This is a genomic window from Nostoc sp. FACHB-280 (assembly GCF_014697615.1).
Classification (GTDB): Bacteria; Cyanobacteriota; Cyanobacteriia; order Cyanobacteriales; family Nostocaceae; genus Nostoc_B.
Genome location: NZ_JACJSD010000001.1, coordinates 117,620 through 136,338, shown reverse-complemented (window position 1 = coordinate 136,338; position 18,719 = coordinate 117,620). Strand labels below are relative to the sequence as shown.

Here is an 18,719-nt window from a genome sequence, read left to right as displayed (position 1 = left end):
CCAAACATTTCCCCAGCTTCTCTATAGCCAGATATGAATATTTCTAGTAAAAAATAAAATCATATATATAATTCATACTTAATTTTTATCTTTTCTGCTCATTAACTGAAGATACTAGCATATTCTGTAATCAAACCAGGTTTTTATATGTCATCTAAGCTGCTCTCTAGAAAAACTTATCAAGACTGTAAATATCAAAAAATTTCATTACGTTTGATGCTGGTTGTGCCTTTTGTACTACAAGTCATTATCGCCGTAGGGCTAACAGGATATTTGTCATTACGCAATGGGCAAAAAGCTGTGAACGAATTAGCCAGTCGATTACTAACTGAAGTCAGCGAACGCATAGACCAACATTTAGATAGTTATATGCTGGTTCCGCAAAAAGTAGTTATACTCACTAACGATGTAATTGATATGGGCTTGTTAGATTTGCAAAACAAACAACAACTGGGAAAATTTTTCTGGAGACGGCTGAAATCATTCAATATTGGCTATATACTTTTAGGTTTCCAAACAGGTGATTACATCGCAACTGGATATCTTTTTGGTGATCATCGCATTACTATTGATGAATTATCTCCTAACAATTATCACGGTAGTAATCATTTATATAGTTGGTCAACTGATAGTCAAGGGAATCGGCTCAAAATTGTGCAAGATAATGGAGAATTTATCGCCAAAAATGAAGGTTGGTATGCAGCAGGCGCAACCCAAGGAAAATCAACTTGGAGTCCAGTTTATAACTGGTTAGTTCCACCTTTTAATTTATCTATTGCAGCTAGTCATCCTATTTATGACTCAAATAAAAAATTTCTTGGTGTCATTGCAGCCGAACAACGTCTTTCACAGATTAGTGATTTCTTAGGTAAGTTAAAAGTTAGCCAAACTGGTAGAACTTTTATTATTGAACATAATGGTTTATTAATTGCTAGTTCCAGTGATGAACAACCCTTCAGTATCCAAAATCAGAAACCGCAACGCTTGTTAGCATCAAATAGTAAAGATCCGTTAATCAAAGCAACTACAAACTATTTGACTGCACATTTTGGAAATTTTGAGAACATTAATGATTCTCAGCAAATTAATTTTTTACTCCAGGGAAAACGTCAGTTTGTTCAAATTACTCCTTGGCGGGATGAATGGGGACTTGATTGGTTAATGGTGGTTGTGGTTCCTGAAGAGGATTTCATGGGGCAAATTAATGCTAATACTAATACAACGATTCTGTTGTGTTTATTAGCTTTAGGGTTAGCTATTGTGCTTGGGGTTTATACATCTGAATGGATTACAAAACCTATTTTGCAATTAAGTCAAGCTTCAGAAGCGATCGCCAATGGTAAACTAGACCAAAAAGTCCAGGAATCTCAAGTTAAAGAACTGCGAATCTTGGCACAATCTTTCAACATGATGGCTACCCAATTACGTGAATCTTTCAATGCTTTATCTAAAACTAATGAAGAACTAGAAATCCGAGTTGAAAATCGCACTAAGGAACTCAGAGAAGCAAAAGAAAATGCTGATAGTGCCAATAAAGCCAAAAGTGAATTCCTAGCAAATATGAGCCATGAGCTACGTACACCCTTAAATGGTATTCTCGGTTATGCTCAAATCCTCCAAGGTTCAAAACATCTCACAGCGAAAGAACTAAAAGGTATCAATATTATTAATCAATGTGCTGCTCATTTGTTAACTTTAATAAATGATATTCTTGACCTTTCTAAAATTGAGGCACGAAAATTAGAACTACAACCGACACAATTTAATTTCCTGAATTTTCTCCAAGCAGTTGCTGAAATATGTCTGATTAAAGCTGAACAAAAAGGAATTAAATTTATCTATGAATTCGATAAAAATCTACCTATCGCTATCGAATCAGATGAAAAACGTTTACGGCAAGTTCTGATTAATTTGTTAAGTAATGCTATCAAATTTACCGATACTGGCAAAGTAGTTTTTAAAGTAGAAGTAATTTTTTCTGGACATCAGTTTCACCCAGATGATATAAATATGCTATCAACAAATTATCATATTCACTTCCAAATAGAAGATACAGGTATAGGAATTAATTGTGAAGAATTAAATAACATATTTTTACCTTTTGAACAGGCAGGTAGTATCAAAAAGCAATCAGAAGGCACAGGCTTAGGATTAGCAATTAGTCATAAAATTTTATCTATAATGGGTGGTGATTTAAAAGTTAAAAGTAAAATTGGTCAGGGGAGTATATTTTGGTTTGAGTTAGAAGTAGCCAAAGCTCAAGAATGGATCGATATATCTCAAAGTTCACAAAGCCGAAAAATTATTGGATATAAAGGCGACAAAAAGAAAATATTAATAGTGGATAATGTTGCTGAAAATCGCTCTGTATTTGTTAATTTGTTAGAGGTATTTGGTTTTGAATTAGCAGAAGCAGAAAATGGTCAAATTGCTTTAGCAAAAGCTATTGAATTTAAGCCTAACTTAATTATTACAGGTGCTTGTATGCCTGTAATGGATGGATATCAGATGTTGTATGATGTGCGAAACTCTTTAGAAGGGCAAAATCTCAAGGTGATAGTTTCTTCTGCTAGTGTCTTTGATGATGATAAACAAAAAAGCTTTGATGCAGGTGCAGATGACTTTCTGGCTAAACCTGTCCAACTTTCTGAACTACTCAATCAATTACAGAAACATTTAGGCTTGGAATGGATTTATGAAGAGCAAACTTCTGAAGCGATCGCACCTGCTAATACTCACAAACTCAATGAAGCCGAAATAATTTCCCCACCACTGGCAGAATTGAATTATTTAAAAGAACTAGCCTTAAAAGGTCGGATAAAAGCTATTCATAAACATTTAGAAACTATTGAAAAAATGGATGAATGCTATGTTCTATTTGTACAGTATGTTCGTCATCTAGCCCAAGGCTTCCACATTAAGGAAATTAGAGATTTTCTCGAAAGAATACTTCAAAGAGATTATCAATAAAAATGACTCAAAGCATCAAAATTTGAATAAATATCAGGGAAAGATTTGTGCAGACTCAAGAAACAAACTTAATTTTAATTGTAGATGATACTCCTACCAACTTAGAGGTACTTTCCGAAGCTTTGACTGACGCTGGTTTTGAAGTTGCAGTCGCCACCAGTGGTGAAAGTGCTATTGAGCAAATTGAATACGATCCACCAGACTTAATCTTATTAGATGTCATGATGCCAGGGATTGATGGATTTGAAACCTGCTACCGACTCAAGCAAAATCCACAGACACAAGATATTCCTGTCATTTTTATGACTGCTTTAAGCGATACGGTAGATAAAGTTAAAGGTCTTTCTTTAGGTGCTGTTGATTATATTACCAAGCCGTTTCAGCAAGCCGAAGTATTAGCACGGGTACAAATCCATGTGAATTTGCGAAACTTGAATTTAGCATTAGAAGAGAAAAATCTCCGTCTCCAACAAGAAATCCAAGAACGGGCGATCGCCGAAGCAGCTTTACAAAAGTTAACTCAAGAATTAGAACAAAGGGTTTTGGAACGCACCCAAAAACTTACTGATGCACTTTCCACCTTAGAAAAAGCTCAAGTTCAGCTGGTACAGTCAGAAAAGTTAGCCACACTAGGTCAACTAGTGGCGGGTATAGCCCATGAAATTAATAATCCCGTTAACTTTATCCATGCCAATCTTTACTATGTCAGTCGCTATACCCAGAACTTGCTGGAATTAGTTGCACTTTATCAACAGCAATTACCTGACGCTACCCCGGAGATTAAAGCAAAGGCGAAAGACATCGATTTGCAATATTTACTCGAAGACTTACCGAAAATCCTCTCTTCAATGGAAGTTGGGACTGAGAGAATTTGTGACATTATTAAATCTTTGCGTAGCTTCTCTCGCCATGATGAAGCGGAAGTCAAAGTGGTCAACATTCACGAAGGTATAGATAGCACACTTATGATTCTCAAGCGACACCTTGAGGGAAAACAAGGCCAGCCAAAAATTCAGGTAATCAAAGAATATGGCAACTTGCCCAAGGTAGAGTGTTATCCCGGAAAAATGAATCAGGTGTTTATGAATATTTTGAGCAATGCCATTGATGCTTTAACAGAAGCAATGGAAAATTATCCTAGTTATGTGCCGTCACCAATGATTCGGATTCATACCGAGGTGGTAGAAAGCGATCGCATTGTCATTAAAATTGCCGATAATGGTCTAGGAATACCAGAACACATTCAACAACGAATTTTCGACCCTTTCTTTACCACCAAACCTGCGGGTAAGGGTACAGGGTTAGGAATGTCAATCAGTCATCAAATCATCACACAACTACATTATGGCAGTTTGCGCTGTCTTTCCCATCCAGAGCAAGGTGCAGAATTTATCATTGAAATTCCCATTCAACAGCCACAAGTTTGTCATACAGGCTTAGTCAAGCAAAAAGTTGTCGGTTCTGCCATACCTGTAATGCTGAACTTATAATCAATGAGCAAATTTGACCTTGCAAGCCAGCTAGAAATTTAAACTTGAAAAACTCTTACATCAACCTCCAGAAGTCAGAATTCAAACCTCCAATATTATTCATCAACATCTGCACTCATTGTAGACAGATGAATATTCAATTTAGTGTAAAAAAAATCATTTGTCTTATCCTGAATTCTGGCTGTGGAATTATATTTAATCATTAACAAAAATCTCACAGTATAGTAATAGCCAAATTACTGACAATATCGAGAAATATAAACAACACCAAGTAATTTATAACCTGTAATATCATTTCACAAAATTACTGATATAAATCACTTTCTCTGCACCTCTGCTTCTGTTCGCCGAGCGAAGTCGAGGTAAGTCGAGGTGCAGCTTTCATATCTGTATCATTTTTAAAATAAAATAGTATAATCTGTAGCCCGCAACATATCACCTGCTACATAGTGAAAAAATATAATAGTAATATTTAAACGTCATATTTTATAGATAAAGGTTCATCTATGACATATCAATTTCACAGTTGAGGATAAGATAGAAATTGTTCAGCGTAAAATTTGGTTCATTAATGTGAGTAATTACTTACTTACCTATCCAATAGTTTAAATACTAAAGCTTGTGCGGATATCAGGGTTAAACATCTGTAAGTATTCAGCACCCAGAATTCAGAAGTTAGCAATCAAAATCAACACCTCAACTACGCCCTCCTGCTATCAGAATAAGCTCAGTTCTGACCCCGTAGTCGAAGTGTCAATTAGTAGTTGATTCACATCAGTCGCTAATTTTAGATCGTAAATTTTAAATTTATTGCTGCATTTTACCATGTATTAATCTGCGGATTTTTACATAATTTATCCTGAATTCTGACAACTGAATTCTATTGGGATAACAAAATTAAGCAACTTAAGTTCACCAATTTTCTAATATGAACACAACACACCAAGCTAAGAGTAGAAAAACTGCTCTAATCACTGGGGCTGCAAGTGGAATTGGTTACGAATTAGCCTGTATTTTTGCTCGAAATAATTATAATCTAGTATTAGTAGATAGAAATGCAGTCAAGCTTACAGAAGTTGCCGAGAAATTTCAACAAGAATCTTCGATTGCTGTCAAAGATATTGTCAAAGATTTAGCGATATCCACAGCACCAGAGGAAATTTTTCGAGAGTTGCAGCAAGCAAATATTCAAGTTGATGTACTGGTGAATAATGCTGGCTTTGGTACTTATGGATTATTCCGTAACACCAACTTAAATGCTGAATTAGAAATGCTTCAGGTGAATTTAGTCTGTCTTACCCATTTAACTAAGTTATTCCTGAAAGATATGCTCCAACAAGGAGATGGCAAAATATTGAATGTAGCATCGGCGGCGGCTTTTCAACCAGGGCCTTTGATGGCAGTTTACTTTGCTACCAAAGCTTATGTATTATCATTTTCAGAAGCGATCGCCAACGAATTAGAAGGTACAGGTGTGACTGTGACAGTGCTTTGTCCAGGGTCAACCGCCTCAGCCTTTCATGAAAGAACCGGAATGGCCGATTCCAAATTGGTGAAGCGGCAAAAAATGATGGATGCTGAAACAGTCGCCCAAATTGGTTATGATGCTTTAATGAACGGCAAAACCTTGGTCATTCCTGGTTTAATGAATAAATTCCTTGCCAAAATTGTTCGATTTGTACCCAGAAGGCTAGTACCAAAAATTGTCAGAAGTATGCAGGAAGATAAATAATGATTCAAGGCTATTTGGCCGTGAACTGCCAATATTTAAAATCCAAAGCAGAACCAGCCACAGCCACAGCTGCACGATAATTATCAGCAGGAATAAACTCTACAAGACTCCATTCTTCAGATGTGAGCAATTTAGCACTTTGCTGAGGTGTGAGAGATATTTCTACTTGCTCTAACTGCGAAATTCCATCGCCTGTAGCTTTTAAATAAGCTTCCTTACAAGTCCAATAACGAAAAAATGCTTCTGGTTGTTGATGAGGAGGAAGCGATCGCACTAACTCATATTCTCGCGGTAAAAAGAACCTTTGAGCAAGAGCCTCCAAATCAGAAACAGAGCGCATATACTCTAAATCAATGCCAATTTTGCTTGTGTAATTCACTGCACACAACGCCACATCTTGAGAATGCGACAAATTAAACAACAAACCACTCGCTGCTAAATCATCAGCCAACAGTGGTTTACCACGAGGTTCATAGTCAAATCTTACTTCTTGTGGTGCAATCTTTAAGTAACGACTCAATATATTTCTCAAACTACCACGACCCGCAACAAAACGCTGGCGATGTTCCTCAAAACGAAATCGGTTAGCGCGAGTCAGTTCATCACTAGATAAAGTTGCAGCAAAACTTACTCGTAGCGAGTCTACTATATCAAGGTCAATTCGCCAGATATGAACTTCATTCGCTGATAAAGTTAAATCTACGGGTGCGGGTAGCCATGAATCGTTAATGCCAGTCAAAGTTTTTCTATTAAGCTCCTCATTATGACTGAAATTGCTCATCTACTGGAATTTTATAACCATTAGCCAAACGATTAGTCATATTTGCAGTCCCAACAATCGCCAGCAGTTCGCCAAACATCACATCATTCATCCCTTTAGCACGGGCAGCAGCTGTATGGGACGATATACAGTAATCACAACCATTCGTCACACTCACAGCAATATAAATCAACTCGCGCACCAGTGGGTCAAGTTCACCAGGGCCAGTCATCACTTCCTTAATTGTCTGCCAAGTGCGTTGTAGCGTCGGCGGATGATTAGCTAAAGCCTTCCAAAAATTATTAATATAATCTGTTTGTCGTGTTGCACGAATATCATCATAAACTGCACGAACTTCGGCGCTGGCTTCTTCGTATTCGATCAGCTGAGTCATAAATAACAACGATTTGGCATTTTGGCATACTCATCTTAAAACGAATAGGTATTCTAAGGAAGTGGGATATTTTTAGGTGAAAAGTACTAATTAATATATCCCTCGGTAGCTTGCCGAGGGATTTTTATTCATCAAAGATAGCTGGGATGGTAATTTGCAGTCCAACTCTCAACCGACCTAAAAAACAGTGGTAAATGCCAACCTGAGAAATATTGAAGTTTTTTCAAAAATCAAAGATGACCCTTAAGATTTCACACAAATCTTTGTTCTGGTTGTGCGCTTTTTATAGCTGAGTACGCCCAATAAAGGTGTCAGCAATAGTATAGCGGTCAGTGTTGATGGTTCATCCACCCTAACCGGTGGTGGTGTGGTTGGGGTTGGGGTTGGGTTGGGCGTAGGTTGAACAGGTGGAACCACTGGAGGAATGACAGCACGAGAGGAATTACCACCACCTCCACCCGTTAGGAGTAACAGCAATAAAAGCGCAGGGCTGAGATATAAGGGGTTAAAAGCACTTCCAGTTATGGTACCAACATCTAAAGCAAGGGCAGTATCTGACTCTAGCAAAAATGAGTCTGGTTCTAATAATGCGATGTCGGGGCTGAGTTCTTCACCACCTATAGGGATACCTTCAATGTTGTCTAACTCTTTTGGTGTGTCAAGAGATACCCGTCCATAGTTAGGACTTGTTGTTGAGTCGGATGAATAGGGAAAGGAAAAGATTCTTAAAACGCTTTCTTGTAATGCTTCTTCATTTCCTGTCTTCAAGGCATTTAACCCACGAGAGAGGTTATTTAAATAAAACTGCGTCATCTCAGGAGGCAAATCTAAATCACGAATCTGCTGTTGGAGATTCGGAATTTTCGATACCTCAACCAAGAGTTCACGCCCGAAAGAATACTTGAAATCTAATAGTCCGTCTCTGGGACTAAGAGAATTATCTCCTCTAGATAGTGGCGACCAAGCAAAGTTTTTAGTCACTGCACCCAAACCAGCCACCGGACTGCGGCTAACAGGCTGTCCGAGGACGTATTGATAACCATCCACAATTGATGGAGACTGTTTTTTCCAAAACGATGCGAAAGGAATTTCTGGCAGTCGTTCATTGTTGCCGTAAAAAGCGGCGAAATTCTGGTAGTTTTGCTGTCCCCCAGCGGCTCGAATTACTAAATCGTAGTAACTAGGGCCACCATTAATTGCCAGTAATTGTTGTAGGACTGTGCCAGTTTTGTTACAACCAGTACCACTACCCACAGTACAGCTAGGGATGACGAACGCATCACTGAGATTACGGTTTTCTAGCTGATATTGGAGGTACTCTCGCTCCAGTCCTCTTTGGATTTTACGCTTTCCTACATTTAGCTGTGCGTTAGCAGATTGGCAAACAGACAATACTACTGCCAAAGACGTTAACGAAATTCCTATGCTTTTGACAGTTGATTTCAACAAGATACATCTCCTGGTCAATAAACGAAACACCACTCACAAGCCATTTCATCATCAGTATTATTTTTGGTTCGGTTGGATATTCTCCCCTACAGAAGTCGGTACTGCACTTTTGGTTGAGTTGGCATTGACTTTATCAGATATTTGAATGTTGAGGGTAATTGCTGTACCTTTGAGTTCTCCTGCACTGTTACCAATTGTGTGATAAACAACTAAAGCACGGTTGGGTTGATCAAACAAAAATCCGCGACGGGAGGCTTTGATTTTGCCTTCTTTGACTAAAGATATAAAGGATTCTAAATATCTACGTATGCTTTGGCGATTCTCTTGATCTCCATCCAGATGATGCTCAATCAGCTTCATAAAAAAATCTAAGGTGCGGTTATCTTGACCTTCAATTAAATTCCCACCATCTAAAAAAGAACTGCCGACTAGCTTGCCATTTAGCTCTTGAACTTTAAATAAGGTGTAATAACGTCCTTCTTTTTTCGGGTCGTTGACATAACATACCCAGGAACCATCTTTGCTTTGAGTAAATCCTTCGGCGGCTAGGTATGACAATAGGGAGTTGCTGGTTTTGGCTTGGGGTGGTGGTAATAAAGATTCCACAGGATCTAAAGAACAAATCCGCGCTGTTGTGGGTTGTGGTTCTGTGGGAGTTTCTTGGGCATCAGCCGGTAACGAATTATGATTTAAGGTTGTCGCACTGGCTATTGCTGCAAATGTTAGTAGTTGCAGCGCAAATGACCTAGATAAATCTGGAATTATCTTCATATTTTTACCTTTTATCTTTGCTTGGGGTGTCAATAATAGGGATTTTTAATAGATATAGGTTGAGTTTTTAAATCATAGATCCAAAGTAAGTTTTCTTTCTTTGAAGTTTTATCGGTTTTTACGGTGTTTCATTGTAGCAATTGATAAGATTTCATAAAGCTGCTCTTTGGTAGCAATTTTTCTAAGTGCTGTATTTGCAGAACTTAACTCATAATTTATAAATGTATACATTATATCTATCCACTACTGCCTTGAATTCAGCTTTTATGATCACAAGTATTTAAAATTTTTGCAGATAAAAACAGAAGTCTATATCTCAGCAATAATTTTTGGGATTTTTCTTTTTTTAACTTTTTGCCATCTTAAAAAGTAATTATTAATGATGATTATCTATGTGTTTGTCTGCAACATAAAGCTGCAATTATTACAAATTAATTTTTTTGGTTATGAGTTTGTATTGTCATAGTAACCAACACTTAGATGTGTAATAAAAAGCTTTTTTGATGTTGTTAACTTGCTGTTTCGGATTTTTCCTGGTTGCTATCTGCTCCTTGGTGCAATTTTTAATTCATATTTTTATTTAAGTAGACAAAAATTATGCGTGATTATTTTGATCAAGAATTCTACCATTGGGTAGAGGTCATCTATGCCTAATTGTAGACAAGTTTCAACAACTGAACACTACAACTTGAAGTTTAGAAACGTTTTATCCCTAAAATTTAAGTAAATTTTAAGAAAATTAAGTATATACTTATATAAGTATAAAGAAACATAAAGAATAACTTATACACTTAGAAGTTACGCATAAAGAGGGTGTGAGGGTTTGGAACACCTATAGATTGCGTTTAGGGAGACAAGGGGGACAAGGGAGATAGAGGATGATTGATTTTTTGGAGTACAGTAATTTCTGGGGTAAGCCCTAACAGCAAAAAAGAAGGATAAATGTACTTCATCCTTCTTTTATAAGTAATGATTTAATTTTTAAATTTAGATTGAGTAGTAAACCGGAAAGGATTTGGCATCCTTGGGTTTAACGTAAACCCGTTGTTGTGGTTCTAACTCTAATTGGTTGAAGCGATCGCGTGTGAGATGAGCCGTTACCACTTGTCCATCATCTAAGGTTAATTCTACTTGAATTTCCCAACCCAGATGAATTAAGCGGCTAACTTTAGCAGATGCCGTTGTACCGTTGGCTTGTTTTTCGATAATGACATCCTGGGGACGTAAAAAGACTTCTGGGTGTGGTGCATCGAACCCAGAACTTTGGAAAATTCTGGAAGTGTTGGGTAAAACATTCACCGGGCCGATAAAGCTCATCACAAATGCCGACGCAGGATTATCGTAAATCTCTGCTGGTGTACCTACCTGTTCCACCCTTCCTTTGTTCATGACTACGACCTCATCGGAAACTTCCATTGCTTCTTCTTGGTCGTGGGTGACAAAAACAGTGGTAACATGAACCTCATCATGGAGGCGGCGTAACCATGCCCGTAAATCTTTCCGCACTTTGGCATCCAGCGCACCAAAGGGTTCATCTAACAATAACACCTCTGGTTCGACTGCCAAGGCTCTAGCTAATGCTACCCGTTGTCTTTGACCACCGGATAACTGTGAAGGATAGCGATCGCCTAATCCACCCAATTGTACTAGCTCTAGTAACTGTTCTACCCGCCCTTTAATTTTCTTAGCTGGGGCTTTGCGAATTTCTAAACCAAAAGCAATATTTTGTCGCACCGTCATGTGCTTGAACAAAGCATAATGCTGAAAAACAAACCCAATATTTCGTTCTTGTACACTTTGATAAGTAGCATCTTTTCCAGTCAGCAGGATTTTGCCACTATCTGGTGTTTCTAAACCAGCAATTAGCCTCAGTAAAGTAGATTTACCAGAACCGGATGGCCCAAGTAAAGCTACCAGTGAACCACTTTTAACGGTTAAGTCAACTTGGTCAACTGCTTTAAAACTGCCAAAATTTTTGGATACATTCTCAACTACTATGCCCACCGCCGTTGTCCCTCTGCTAGTCTAACCCCGGTATGTTGCTAGATTTACCGTGTTACATATATAGCATACATAGATTTTTAACTCAAATTCAGTTGAGCTAAGTTTCAATCTTGATGATTGCGACTAATCAATGTTTTAGACAAATACTTTGAGGGTGATTTAAAAACTAGATATTTTTAGTAAGAGTTTAGTAATCAAGAGTCAGGAGTATGAATAAATCAAGATGACACTATACCTTATAGTATTGTTCGTCAAACTCTAAATCAATGCTGACTTCTAGATTCTGAATTTTGACGATTATTAGCTACCACAACTACCGCAATCAAGAAAGCCACAATCAGCACCACTACAATCAAGAGAACTACAATCTACAACGCTACAATGTGCAGCATGACAATGAAAGAAATCACAATCACTCAAAACATTAGTTATATCAGCACAATTGCAACTTAAATCTGCACAATCTACACAGCAAGTACTATCACTACTGCTACAGCTTGTATTGGAAGGTTGATAATTATTACTGCCATTATCTTTTTTTGGTTGCTGTGTATTTGCTTCATCTTCTGATTCTGAAGATTCAGAATCATCCAATTGGGAACGCAAAATTAAATTAGCTTGTTTGCAAGCTTGAAATCTGGTGCGAGACTTGATGAAAGCAACCCTTAAACCTTCTTGGGCAATTACACTCTTGATGTACTGGGAACAAGATTCGCCGCCATATAAAATCCTATGGGCGCAAGCAAAGCCTTTATGGGGAGAAATATGTTTTTGGTATCCAGCAATCACGCTAACGCTAACTTGTCGAGTAAAAGAGTCTAGTAAAGAAATTTCCATAATGAAGGGCTAGGGATGAGATATTGAGTGAGTATTCCCAATTCTCCACACTTCGTCACCATTCCTAAATTCCATACAATCGTTACCATAAACTCACTACTTCCCTGTCTCCAGTTTTGTATCGGAATGTTAAGGAATATTGCATTTCTGTCAAAACTGAGAGGGAGAGAGCAAAATCAGCCAAAAGACCGTGGTACGATGCTTTCGGTAAATGTCAAGATTGGGAGAAGACCTTTGACACTACGGGTTGCTGTTGTGGGGTCAGGCCCTGCTGGTTCATCTGCCGCCGAAACACTGGCAAAAGCTGGGATTGAAACCTACCTGTTTGAGCGTAAGCTGGACAATGCCAAGCCCTGCGGGGGCGCTATTCCCCTCTGTATGGTGGGTGAATTTGACCTACCACCAGAGATTATCGATCGCCGGGTGCGGAAGATGAAAATGATTTCACCTTCCAATCGTGAGGTTGATATTAATCTGGTAAATGAAGAAGAATATATAGGAATGTGCCGCCGCGAAGTTTTAGATGGCTTTTTGCGGAATCGCGCGGCAAAATTAGGTGCAAATTTAATTAACGCCACTGTTCATAAAGTCGATATACCCACAAATAATACCGACCCCTATACAATTCATTACGTTGACCATTCCGATGGCGGCGTGCAGGGCGTTACAAAAACCCTGAAAGTAGATTTAATTATTGGGGCGGATGGGGCAAATTCCCGCATTGCCAAAGAAATGGATGCTGGGGATTATAATTATGCGATCGCCTTCCAAGAGCGAATTCGCTTACCCCAAGACAAAATGGCGTTTTACAACGACCTAGCCGAAATGTATGTCGGCGATGACGTTTCCACCGACTTCTATGCTTGGGTATTCCCCAAATATGATCACGTAGCCGTTGGTACTGGCACAATGCACGTTAATAAAGCCAGTATTAAACAATTGCAAGCAGGTATCCGCGCTCGTGCTGCCAAAAAACTCGAAGGCGGTAAAATCATCAAAGTCGAAGCGCATCCCATTCCCGAACATCCCCGTCCTCGGCGCGTTGTTGGTCGTATCGCCCTAGTGGGAGATGCTGCTGGCTACGTTACCAAGTCTTCTGGGGAAGGAATTTACTTTGCTGCCAAATCTGGAAGAATGTGCGCTGAAACCATTGTGGAAACCTCCAACAACGGTAGCCGCATCCCCACAGAAAACGACCTGAAGCAGTATATCAAGCGTTGGGATAAAAAATATGGACTCACCTACAAAGTGTTAGACATTTTGCAGACTGTGTTCTATCGTTCTGATGCAACCCGTGAAGCTTTCGTCGAAATGTGTGCTGACATGGATGTACAGCGCCTTACCTTCGACAGCTATCTATACAAAACAGTTGTCCCCGCCAACCCCATTACCCAACTGAAAATTACTGCCAAAACTATTGGTAGCTTAATTCGCGGTAACGCCCTCGCTCCCTAAAAGCAGCAATAGGGTAATAAACACAGCAGAGGAGAAGAAGTGCAGATAATTCCAATGGCAATTAGTCCATTGTGAGTTAATTTGTACCTCGGCTCCTCTGTAATTTTTGGTGATTGAAGAAGAAGTCAGAAATCAATGTGAATTGTGAATAGTGACGTAACGCGATGTGCGACTTATTTTTGAAACCCCTCTCCAAACCTCTCCCCTGAAAGGCTACCGTGTACACACAAATCTGGGTTGAGTGCATCGTCCCGCCTCGGAATGAATTCCGAGTCTCATAGCAAAAGTCATCTGAAGATGACTCACCTAAAAATGTCTTATAGTCCACGCTTTGTGGACTTTGGCTATGAGCCTGGAACTTTAGTTCTAGGCGGGATGCGTTTCATACTGCCTATTTTTGACTTGTGTGTACACCGTAGCCTGAAAGAAGAGAGGCTTTGAATCTTGCTCCCCTTCCCTTGTAGGGAAGGGCTTGGGGGTTAGGTTTGAGGAAAAGTTGCACACGGCGTGAAGTATATATTTTGCGACAAAATCTTAAATTGATTGGCATTCTCTCAAAATTGTTTCAAGAGAATGCCAATTTTTGATTAATTGCAGTGCTATTGGACTCGTGGCGATTAATTAGCACTGTAGTACTAATAGAGTAGCATTCGCCTACTAAGCACCAACCCCCACAAAAGGATGTCTATTGGAAGGTAGCTTTCTGTAGAGTCAAGCAGGCGAAATTTAGAGTTTTCCTTGGTAAAACCACTAAACCTCATTTCCCACAGCATGACACACAACATGATGGATTCGGCAAAGTTAGGGCTGAGGTCAAGGAATAGATTGCGTGAGTCAACCGCTTATGCAGAAGCGCCTTCAGCTGATGCAGGCAGACTGGGTAATTCTAGACAATATCCTGCACCGTATACAGTTTTGATGTAGCGAGGATGGCGGGGATCGGGTTCGAGTTTAGTTCTTAAATGACGAATATGAACTCGAATCGTCTCAATGTCATCATCAGGATCGTAACCCCAAACTTCACGCAGAATTTCGCTAGGAGAAACTGTCTGTCCGTGGCGTTGCAACAAGCAATGGAGTAACTCAAATTCCAAATGAGTCAGTTTTACTGTCTCACTGAACCATATCGCCTCAAACCTTTCAGGAACCAAGGTTAAGGGGCCATAGTTGAGGATTTCGCTGTGCTTGGCGGCTTGGGGAATGCGGTCTGTACGCCGCAACAAAGCTCTTACCCGCGCCAACATTTCTTCAACTTCAAATGGCTTAGTGAGATAATCGTCTGCACCGGCGTTGAAGCCTTCCACTTTGTCTTGAGTCTGACTTAAGGCGGTCAGCATCAAAACGGGAATTTCCGCCGTCCGTTCATCCCGGCGGAGGCGTTGACAAACTGTAAATCCATCTACTCTGGGCAGCATGAGATCAAGCATGATCAAGTCTGGTTGTAGCTGGAGAGCTAACGCTTGACCTTTGATGCCATCTTCAGCTTGACTGACATCATAGCCAGCCATTTCTAAATTGACGGCAACCAGCTCGGAAATTGCTGGGTCATCATCTATGACTAAAATCCTCGGCATTCTTAAAAAAATTATTGCTACTTTTTAAGGAAAAATAAGAATCTTTGATGGATACAAAGATTTCTGTCTTGATTATAAAAAAGATTTTAAATCTAACATAAATATTAAAACTAATTCATGCAAAAACAAAACTTAAGATACACGAAATTTGCAAAATGATGTGTTACTCGCCCTACAATCCAGCTAAGTTTTTACAAAATGGTGTAGCAATGACTGTTTACACCGCTTTTTGGGGAAAACGTTACTGGGAAAGTACAGTTTCTCAACCAGAGCCGCCCTATCATAAAACAATATTGATGGGTGGGCAAGGTGTACCGATTTTTACCTGGGTAGCCATTCCCGACAATGCCCACAGTACAATTATTGCTACCTATGGAATTACAGGCGAGTTAGACCAAGAATGGTCTTTGCGGTTGTTAGGACGCAAAGCATACTCTCAAGGCTATGCTGTGGTGTTATTTGATTGGCGAGCGCACGGTAGAACGGCAGATTTGTCACCGACTTTAACATCTGATGGATTGTATGAGGGTGAAGATTTTGTGCGCTTGGCGGCGGCGGCGGCGGCGATGGGATGTCCCAGTAAATTTTGGTTTATGGGGTTTTCTTTGGGGGGACAATTAGCCCTGTGGGGAATCAAAGCAGCTGCGGAATTAACCCAGGGTAATGAAAATTTGGGTATCGAGTACAGCGATATTGGTGGTGGCGCAGTGATTTGTCCGAGTTTGGATTCGTTGCGATCGCTCACCTACCTCACCAAAGACCGCTTTGGTAGAATCATTGAAGCTAGTATTGTGCGTGAATTAAAAAAACTCGCTTGGCGAATTCATGATGCTCATCCTGGAACTATTGACCCTCAAGCCATAGAAAGAACAAACACCATTTGGGATTTTGACCACGAACTAGTAATTGAAAGGCTGGGCTTTCCCAGTGTAGAAGCATACTACAAAGCCAGCAGCGCCCTCCAACTGTTACCAGAACTCCAGAAACCAACTTTAATTATCTACGCTGCGGATGATCCTTTATTTCATCCAGATATCGTCCCCGAATTAAAAGCCGCCTGTGACCAAAATTCCGCCCTAGATTTGCTACTCACCCGTTATGGAGGTCATGTCGGCTATTTAAGTAGCAAAGAGTGTCAGTCCCAAGCGCAAGACCCTGACCCTTGGTGGGCTTGGAATCGGATTTTGCAATGGCTGGAAAATCAACGGTCATCCTAAATTGTGGTTTCTGACTCCTCATTCATGATTTCCAAAACAGATAACGAAAATTTAACTAAGTAGTAGTTAAACTCTTCATCATCTCGTCTTAATCTCCGCCACCTAACTTTTCTCCTGATTGCTCCGCTATCAGGAAAAAGAAATTAATATAATGGCATTTTCAAGACGTAAGTTTTTAACTTTAGCTAGTGCAAGCGCCGCAGGTGCTACTGTGCTTTCTCCTTTAGAAGCGTTTTATGCTAAGGCTGCTATGGGACAAATGGTCAGGGGAATAGGTTACGGCCCATTAGAGCCGAGATTACCCCTGAACTCATCAGATTTAGCCAATACAGTAGCAGGTGATTTAAGAGGAGAGACGATCCTTGCACTTCCCCCAGGGTTCAACTATCGTGTTTTATCAGTTACTGGTCAGACCATGAGCGATCGCTCCATAGTACCTGCTGGTCATGATGGTATGGCTGCATTTCCTGGGCCTCGCAACACCACAATTCTGGTGCGGAACCATGAATTAGGTACTTCTTCCCCAAATCCGGTTGTTGGTGGAACCAGATATTCCACAGGCGCACAAGGTGGAACTACTACATTAATAGTTGGCCCTAACCGTGAACTGATCAAAGATTTTGCTTCTCTAGCTGGAACTATTCGTAACTGTGCTGGTGGCCCAACACCTTGGCGTAGTTGGATTAGTTGTGAAGAAACCTTCTCTACCAGTACTAACATTACAAGTTCTGGTGCTGTAGAAGTCAGAAACCACGGTTATAACTTTGAAGTTGTAGCTGACGAAAATAGCGGTTTGGTTAATCCTGTTCCCTTAATCGAAATGGGACGTTTTAGCCATGAAGCTATAGCTGTAGACCCCAGAACTGGCGATGTTTACGAAACAGAAGACCAAGGTGATAGCTGCTTTTATCGGTTTGTACCCAATGTCAGACCCAGAAGACCTGGTGACTTAGCTAAAGGTGGTACTCTTTACGCTTTGAAAATCAAAAACCAACCAGGTGTGAATAACTTTGCTGTGAATACCAGCAACAATCCGAATTTGGGTGGTCAAATAGGTCGGATTCCTGTTGGTCAAGCCTTTCCAGTGGAATGGGTGAAGGTGGATAATCCCAACCCCAGTTCCGAAAGTAATCGTCGTGGAGTGCGCTTCCAAGCACAAGACAAGGGAGCAGCTATTTTCTTCCGGGGCGAAGGTGCTTGGTATGCTAAGGGACTAATTTACTTTATTGCTACTCAAGGCGGCCCTCCGGCTTTTGATTCCACCAGAGGTAATGGTCAAGTTTGGGTATATGACATTGCTCGACAGGAAATCACTCTTTTAGTTGAAGCAGCTCCCACTGGTGAACTTCTCGATGAACCAGACAACATTACTGTTGCGCCTTTTGGAGACCTCTTCCTTTGCGAAGATGGTGGCGGAGAACAATATGTTGTGGGTGTAAGCCAAAAAGGTGAACTGTATCAATTTGCGAAAAATATTCTGTTTGCTAATAACCCTGATCCTGTAATTAGAGATCGGTTCGCCGACAATGAATTTGCTGGTGCTTGCTTTGATCCGGCTGGAAGAACCTTGTTTGTGAATATTCAAACTCCGGGTTTGACATTTGCAATTTGGGGTGATTGGACTAGTCGCTTTGGTAGTAGACGTTAGTACTAGGATCAATGGCAATGTAGCAGTTCTATTTGATCTACATATCAAATAGACAAGGGAGATAGGGGAGACAAGGGAGACAAGGAAGAGAGGAGATAAAACGATTGCTATAGAAAAACTAGTTTTTACACTTAATTGATAGAGTCTGTTTTGGCAGGCTCTATTTTTTATTGTTATAAATGATACGATTCTTTTGCTTAATTAACAAAAAATTAAGTGAAATTTATTTATGTTTACAACTAGCGATCGCTTCATCTAAATCAGGCTGAGATATATTTGTTAAATGACCTTGATGAACTGATCTTCAACTCATATCATTAAAACAATATTTGGTACGCCAGAAAGGTCTATCTTTGCAATGATGGCAGCAGAAAGAGTGTCTGGTGCTATGACTGTTAATTGGCACTAAGATAGGTAG

The 18,719-nt window shown here is 39.9% G+C and carries 13 protein-coding genes; 6 read left to right on the top strand and 7 right to left on the bottom strand.

Translation table 11 applies throughout. The features are described 5' to 3' along the window. Positions 1-147: 147 nt before the first annotated feature. The 3 genes from H6G75_RS00530 to H6G75_RS00520 all read left to right on the top strand — a co-directional run bounded on the left by H6G75_RS00530 (position 148) and on the right by H6G75_RS00520 (position 6,192). Positions 148-2,970 carry a hybrid sensor histidine kinase/response regulator gene (locus H6G75_RS00530; RefSeq protein WP_190978061.1) on the top strand — a complete coding sequence of 941 codons (2,823 nt, stop codon included), beginning with the start codon at positions 148-150 and terminating at the stop codon, positions 2,968-2,970. Between the two features lie 47 nt (positions 2,971-3,017). Next, a complete protein-coding gene (locus H6G75_RS00525; RefSeq protein ID WP_190978060.1) occupies positions 3,018-4,460 on the top strand; it encodes a response regulator in 1,443 nt (480 codons plus the stop codon). Between the two features lie 928 nt (positions 4,461-5,388). Then, complete coding sequence (locus tag H6G75_RS00520; RefSeq protein WP_190978059.1) at positions 5,389-6,192, top strand: SDR family oxidoreductase; 804 nt, start codon at positions 5,389-5,391, stop codon at positions 6,190-6,192. Positions 6,193-6,202: 10 nt separating this feature from the next. On the opposite strand, the gene hetI is transcribed toward H6G75_RS00520, so the two are convergent. From hetI to yidD, 6 genes are all read right to left on the bottom strand, one after another. After that, positions 6,203-6,973: a 4'-phosphopantetheinyl transferase HetI gene (gene hetI / locus H6G75_RS00515; RefSeq protein ID WP_190978058.1), complete on the bottom strand. Its 771-nt coding sequence runs from the start codon at positions 6,971-6,973 to the stop codon at positions 6,203-6,205. Beyond that, on the bottom strand, positions 6,954-7,346 hold the full coding sequence (locus H6G75_RS00510) for a carboxymuconolactone decarboxylase family protein (protein WP_190978057.1): 393 nt from the start codon (positions 7,344-7,346) through the stop codon (positions 6,954-6,956). The genes hetI and H6G75_RS00510 overlap by 20 nt, the downstream gene beginning before the upstream one ends. 243 nt (positions 7,347-7,589) lie before the next feature. Beyond that, positions 7,590-8,795, bottom strand: a complete 1,206-nt coding sequence (locus H6G75_RS00505) for a hypothetical protein (RefSeq protein ID WP_190978056.1) — start codon at positions 8,793-8,795, stop codon at positions 7,590-7,592. A gap of 57 nt (positions 8,796-8,852) precedes the next feature. Beyond that, positions 8,853-9,566, bottom strand: coding sequence for a hypothetical protein (locus tag H6G75_RS00500; RefSeq protein ID WP_190978055.1), 714 nt, complete (start codon positions 9,564-9,566; stop codon positions 8,853-8,855). Positions 9,567-10,553: 987 nt separating this feature from the next. Next, on the bottom strand, positions 10,554-11,570 hold the full coding sequence (locus H6G75_RS00495) for a TOBE-like domain-containing protein (RefSeq protein ID WP_190978054.1): 1,017 nt from the start codon (positions 11,568-11,570) through the stop codon (positions 10,554-10,556). Positions 11,571-11,870: 300 nt separating this feature from the next. Beyond that, complete coding sequence (gene yidD / locus H6G75_RS00490; protein WP_190978053.1) at positions 11,871-12,407, bottom strand: membrane protein insertion efficiency factor YidD; 537 nt, start codon at positions 12,405-12,407, stop codon at positions 11,871-11,873. Between the two features lie 234 nt (positions 12,408-12,641). On the opposite strand from yidD, the gene chlP reads away from it, so the two are divergent. Further along, positions 12,642-13,862, top strand: a complete 1,221-nt coding sequence (gene chlP / locus H6G75_RS00485; RefSeq protein WP_397331219.1) for a geranylgeranyl reductase — start codon at positions 12,642-12,644, stop codon at positions 13,860-13,862. A gap of 842 nt (positions 13,863-14,704) precedes the next feature. On the opposite strand, the gene H6G75_RS00480 is transcribed toward chlP, so the two are convergent. Then, a complete protein-coding gene (locus H6G75_RS00480) occupies positions 14,705-15,436 on the bottom strand; it encodes a response regulator transcription factor (RefSeq protein ID WP_062294471.1) in 732 nt (243 codons plus the stop codon). Positions 15,437-15,591: 155 nt separating this feature from the next. On the opposite strand from H6G75_RS00480, the gene H6G75_RS00475 reads away from it, so the two are divergent. Both H6G75_RS00475 and H6G75_RS00470 read left to right on the top strand, forming a co-directional pair. Then, positions 15,592-16,653 (top strand): YheT family hydrolase, encoded by a 1,062-nt coding sequence (locus tag H6G75_RS00475; protein ID WP_190978052.1) that lies wholly within the window; start codon positions 15,592-15,594, stop codon positions 16,651-16,653. A 151-nt stretch (positions 16,654-16,804) separates the two neighbouring features. Beyond that, on the top strand, positions 16,805-18,301 hold the full coding sequence (locus H6G75_RS00470) for an alkaline phosphatase PhoX (RefSeq protein WP_190978051.1): 1,497 nt from the start codon (positions 16,805-16,807) through the stop codon (positions 18,299-18,301). Positions 18,302-18,719 lie beyond the last annotated feature (418 nt).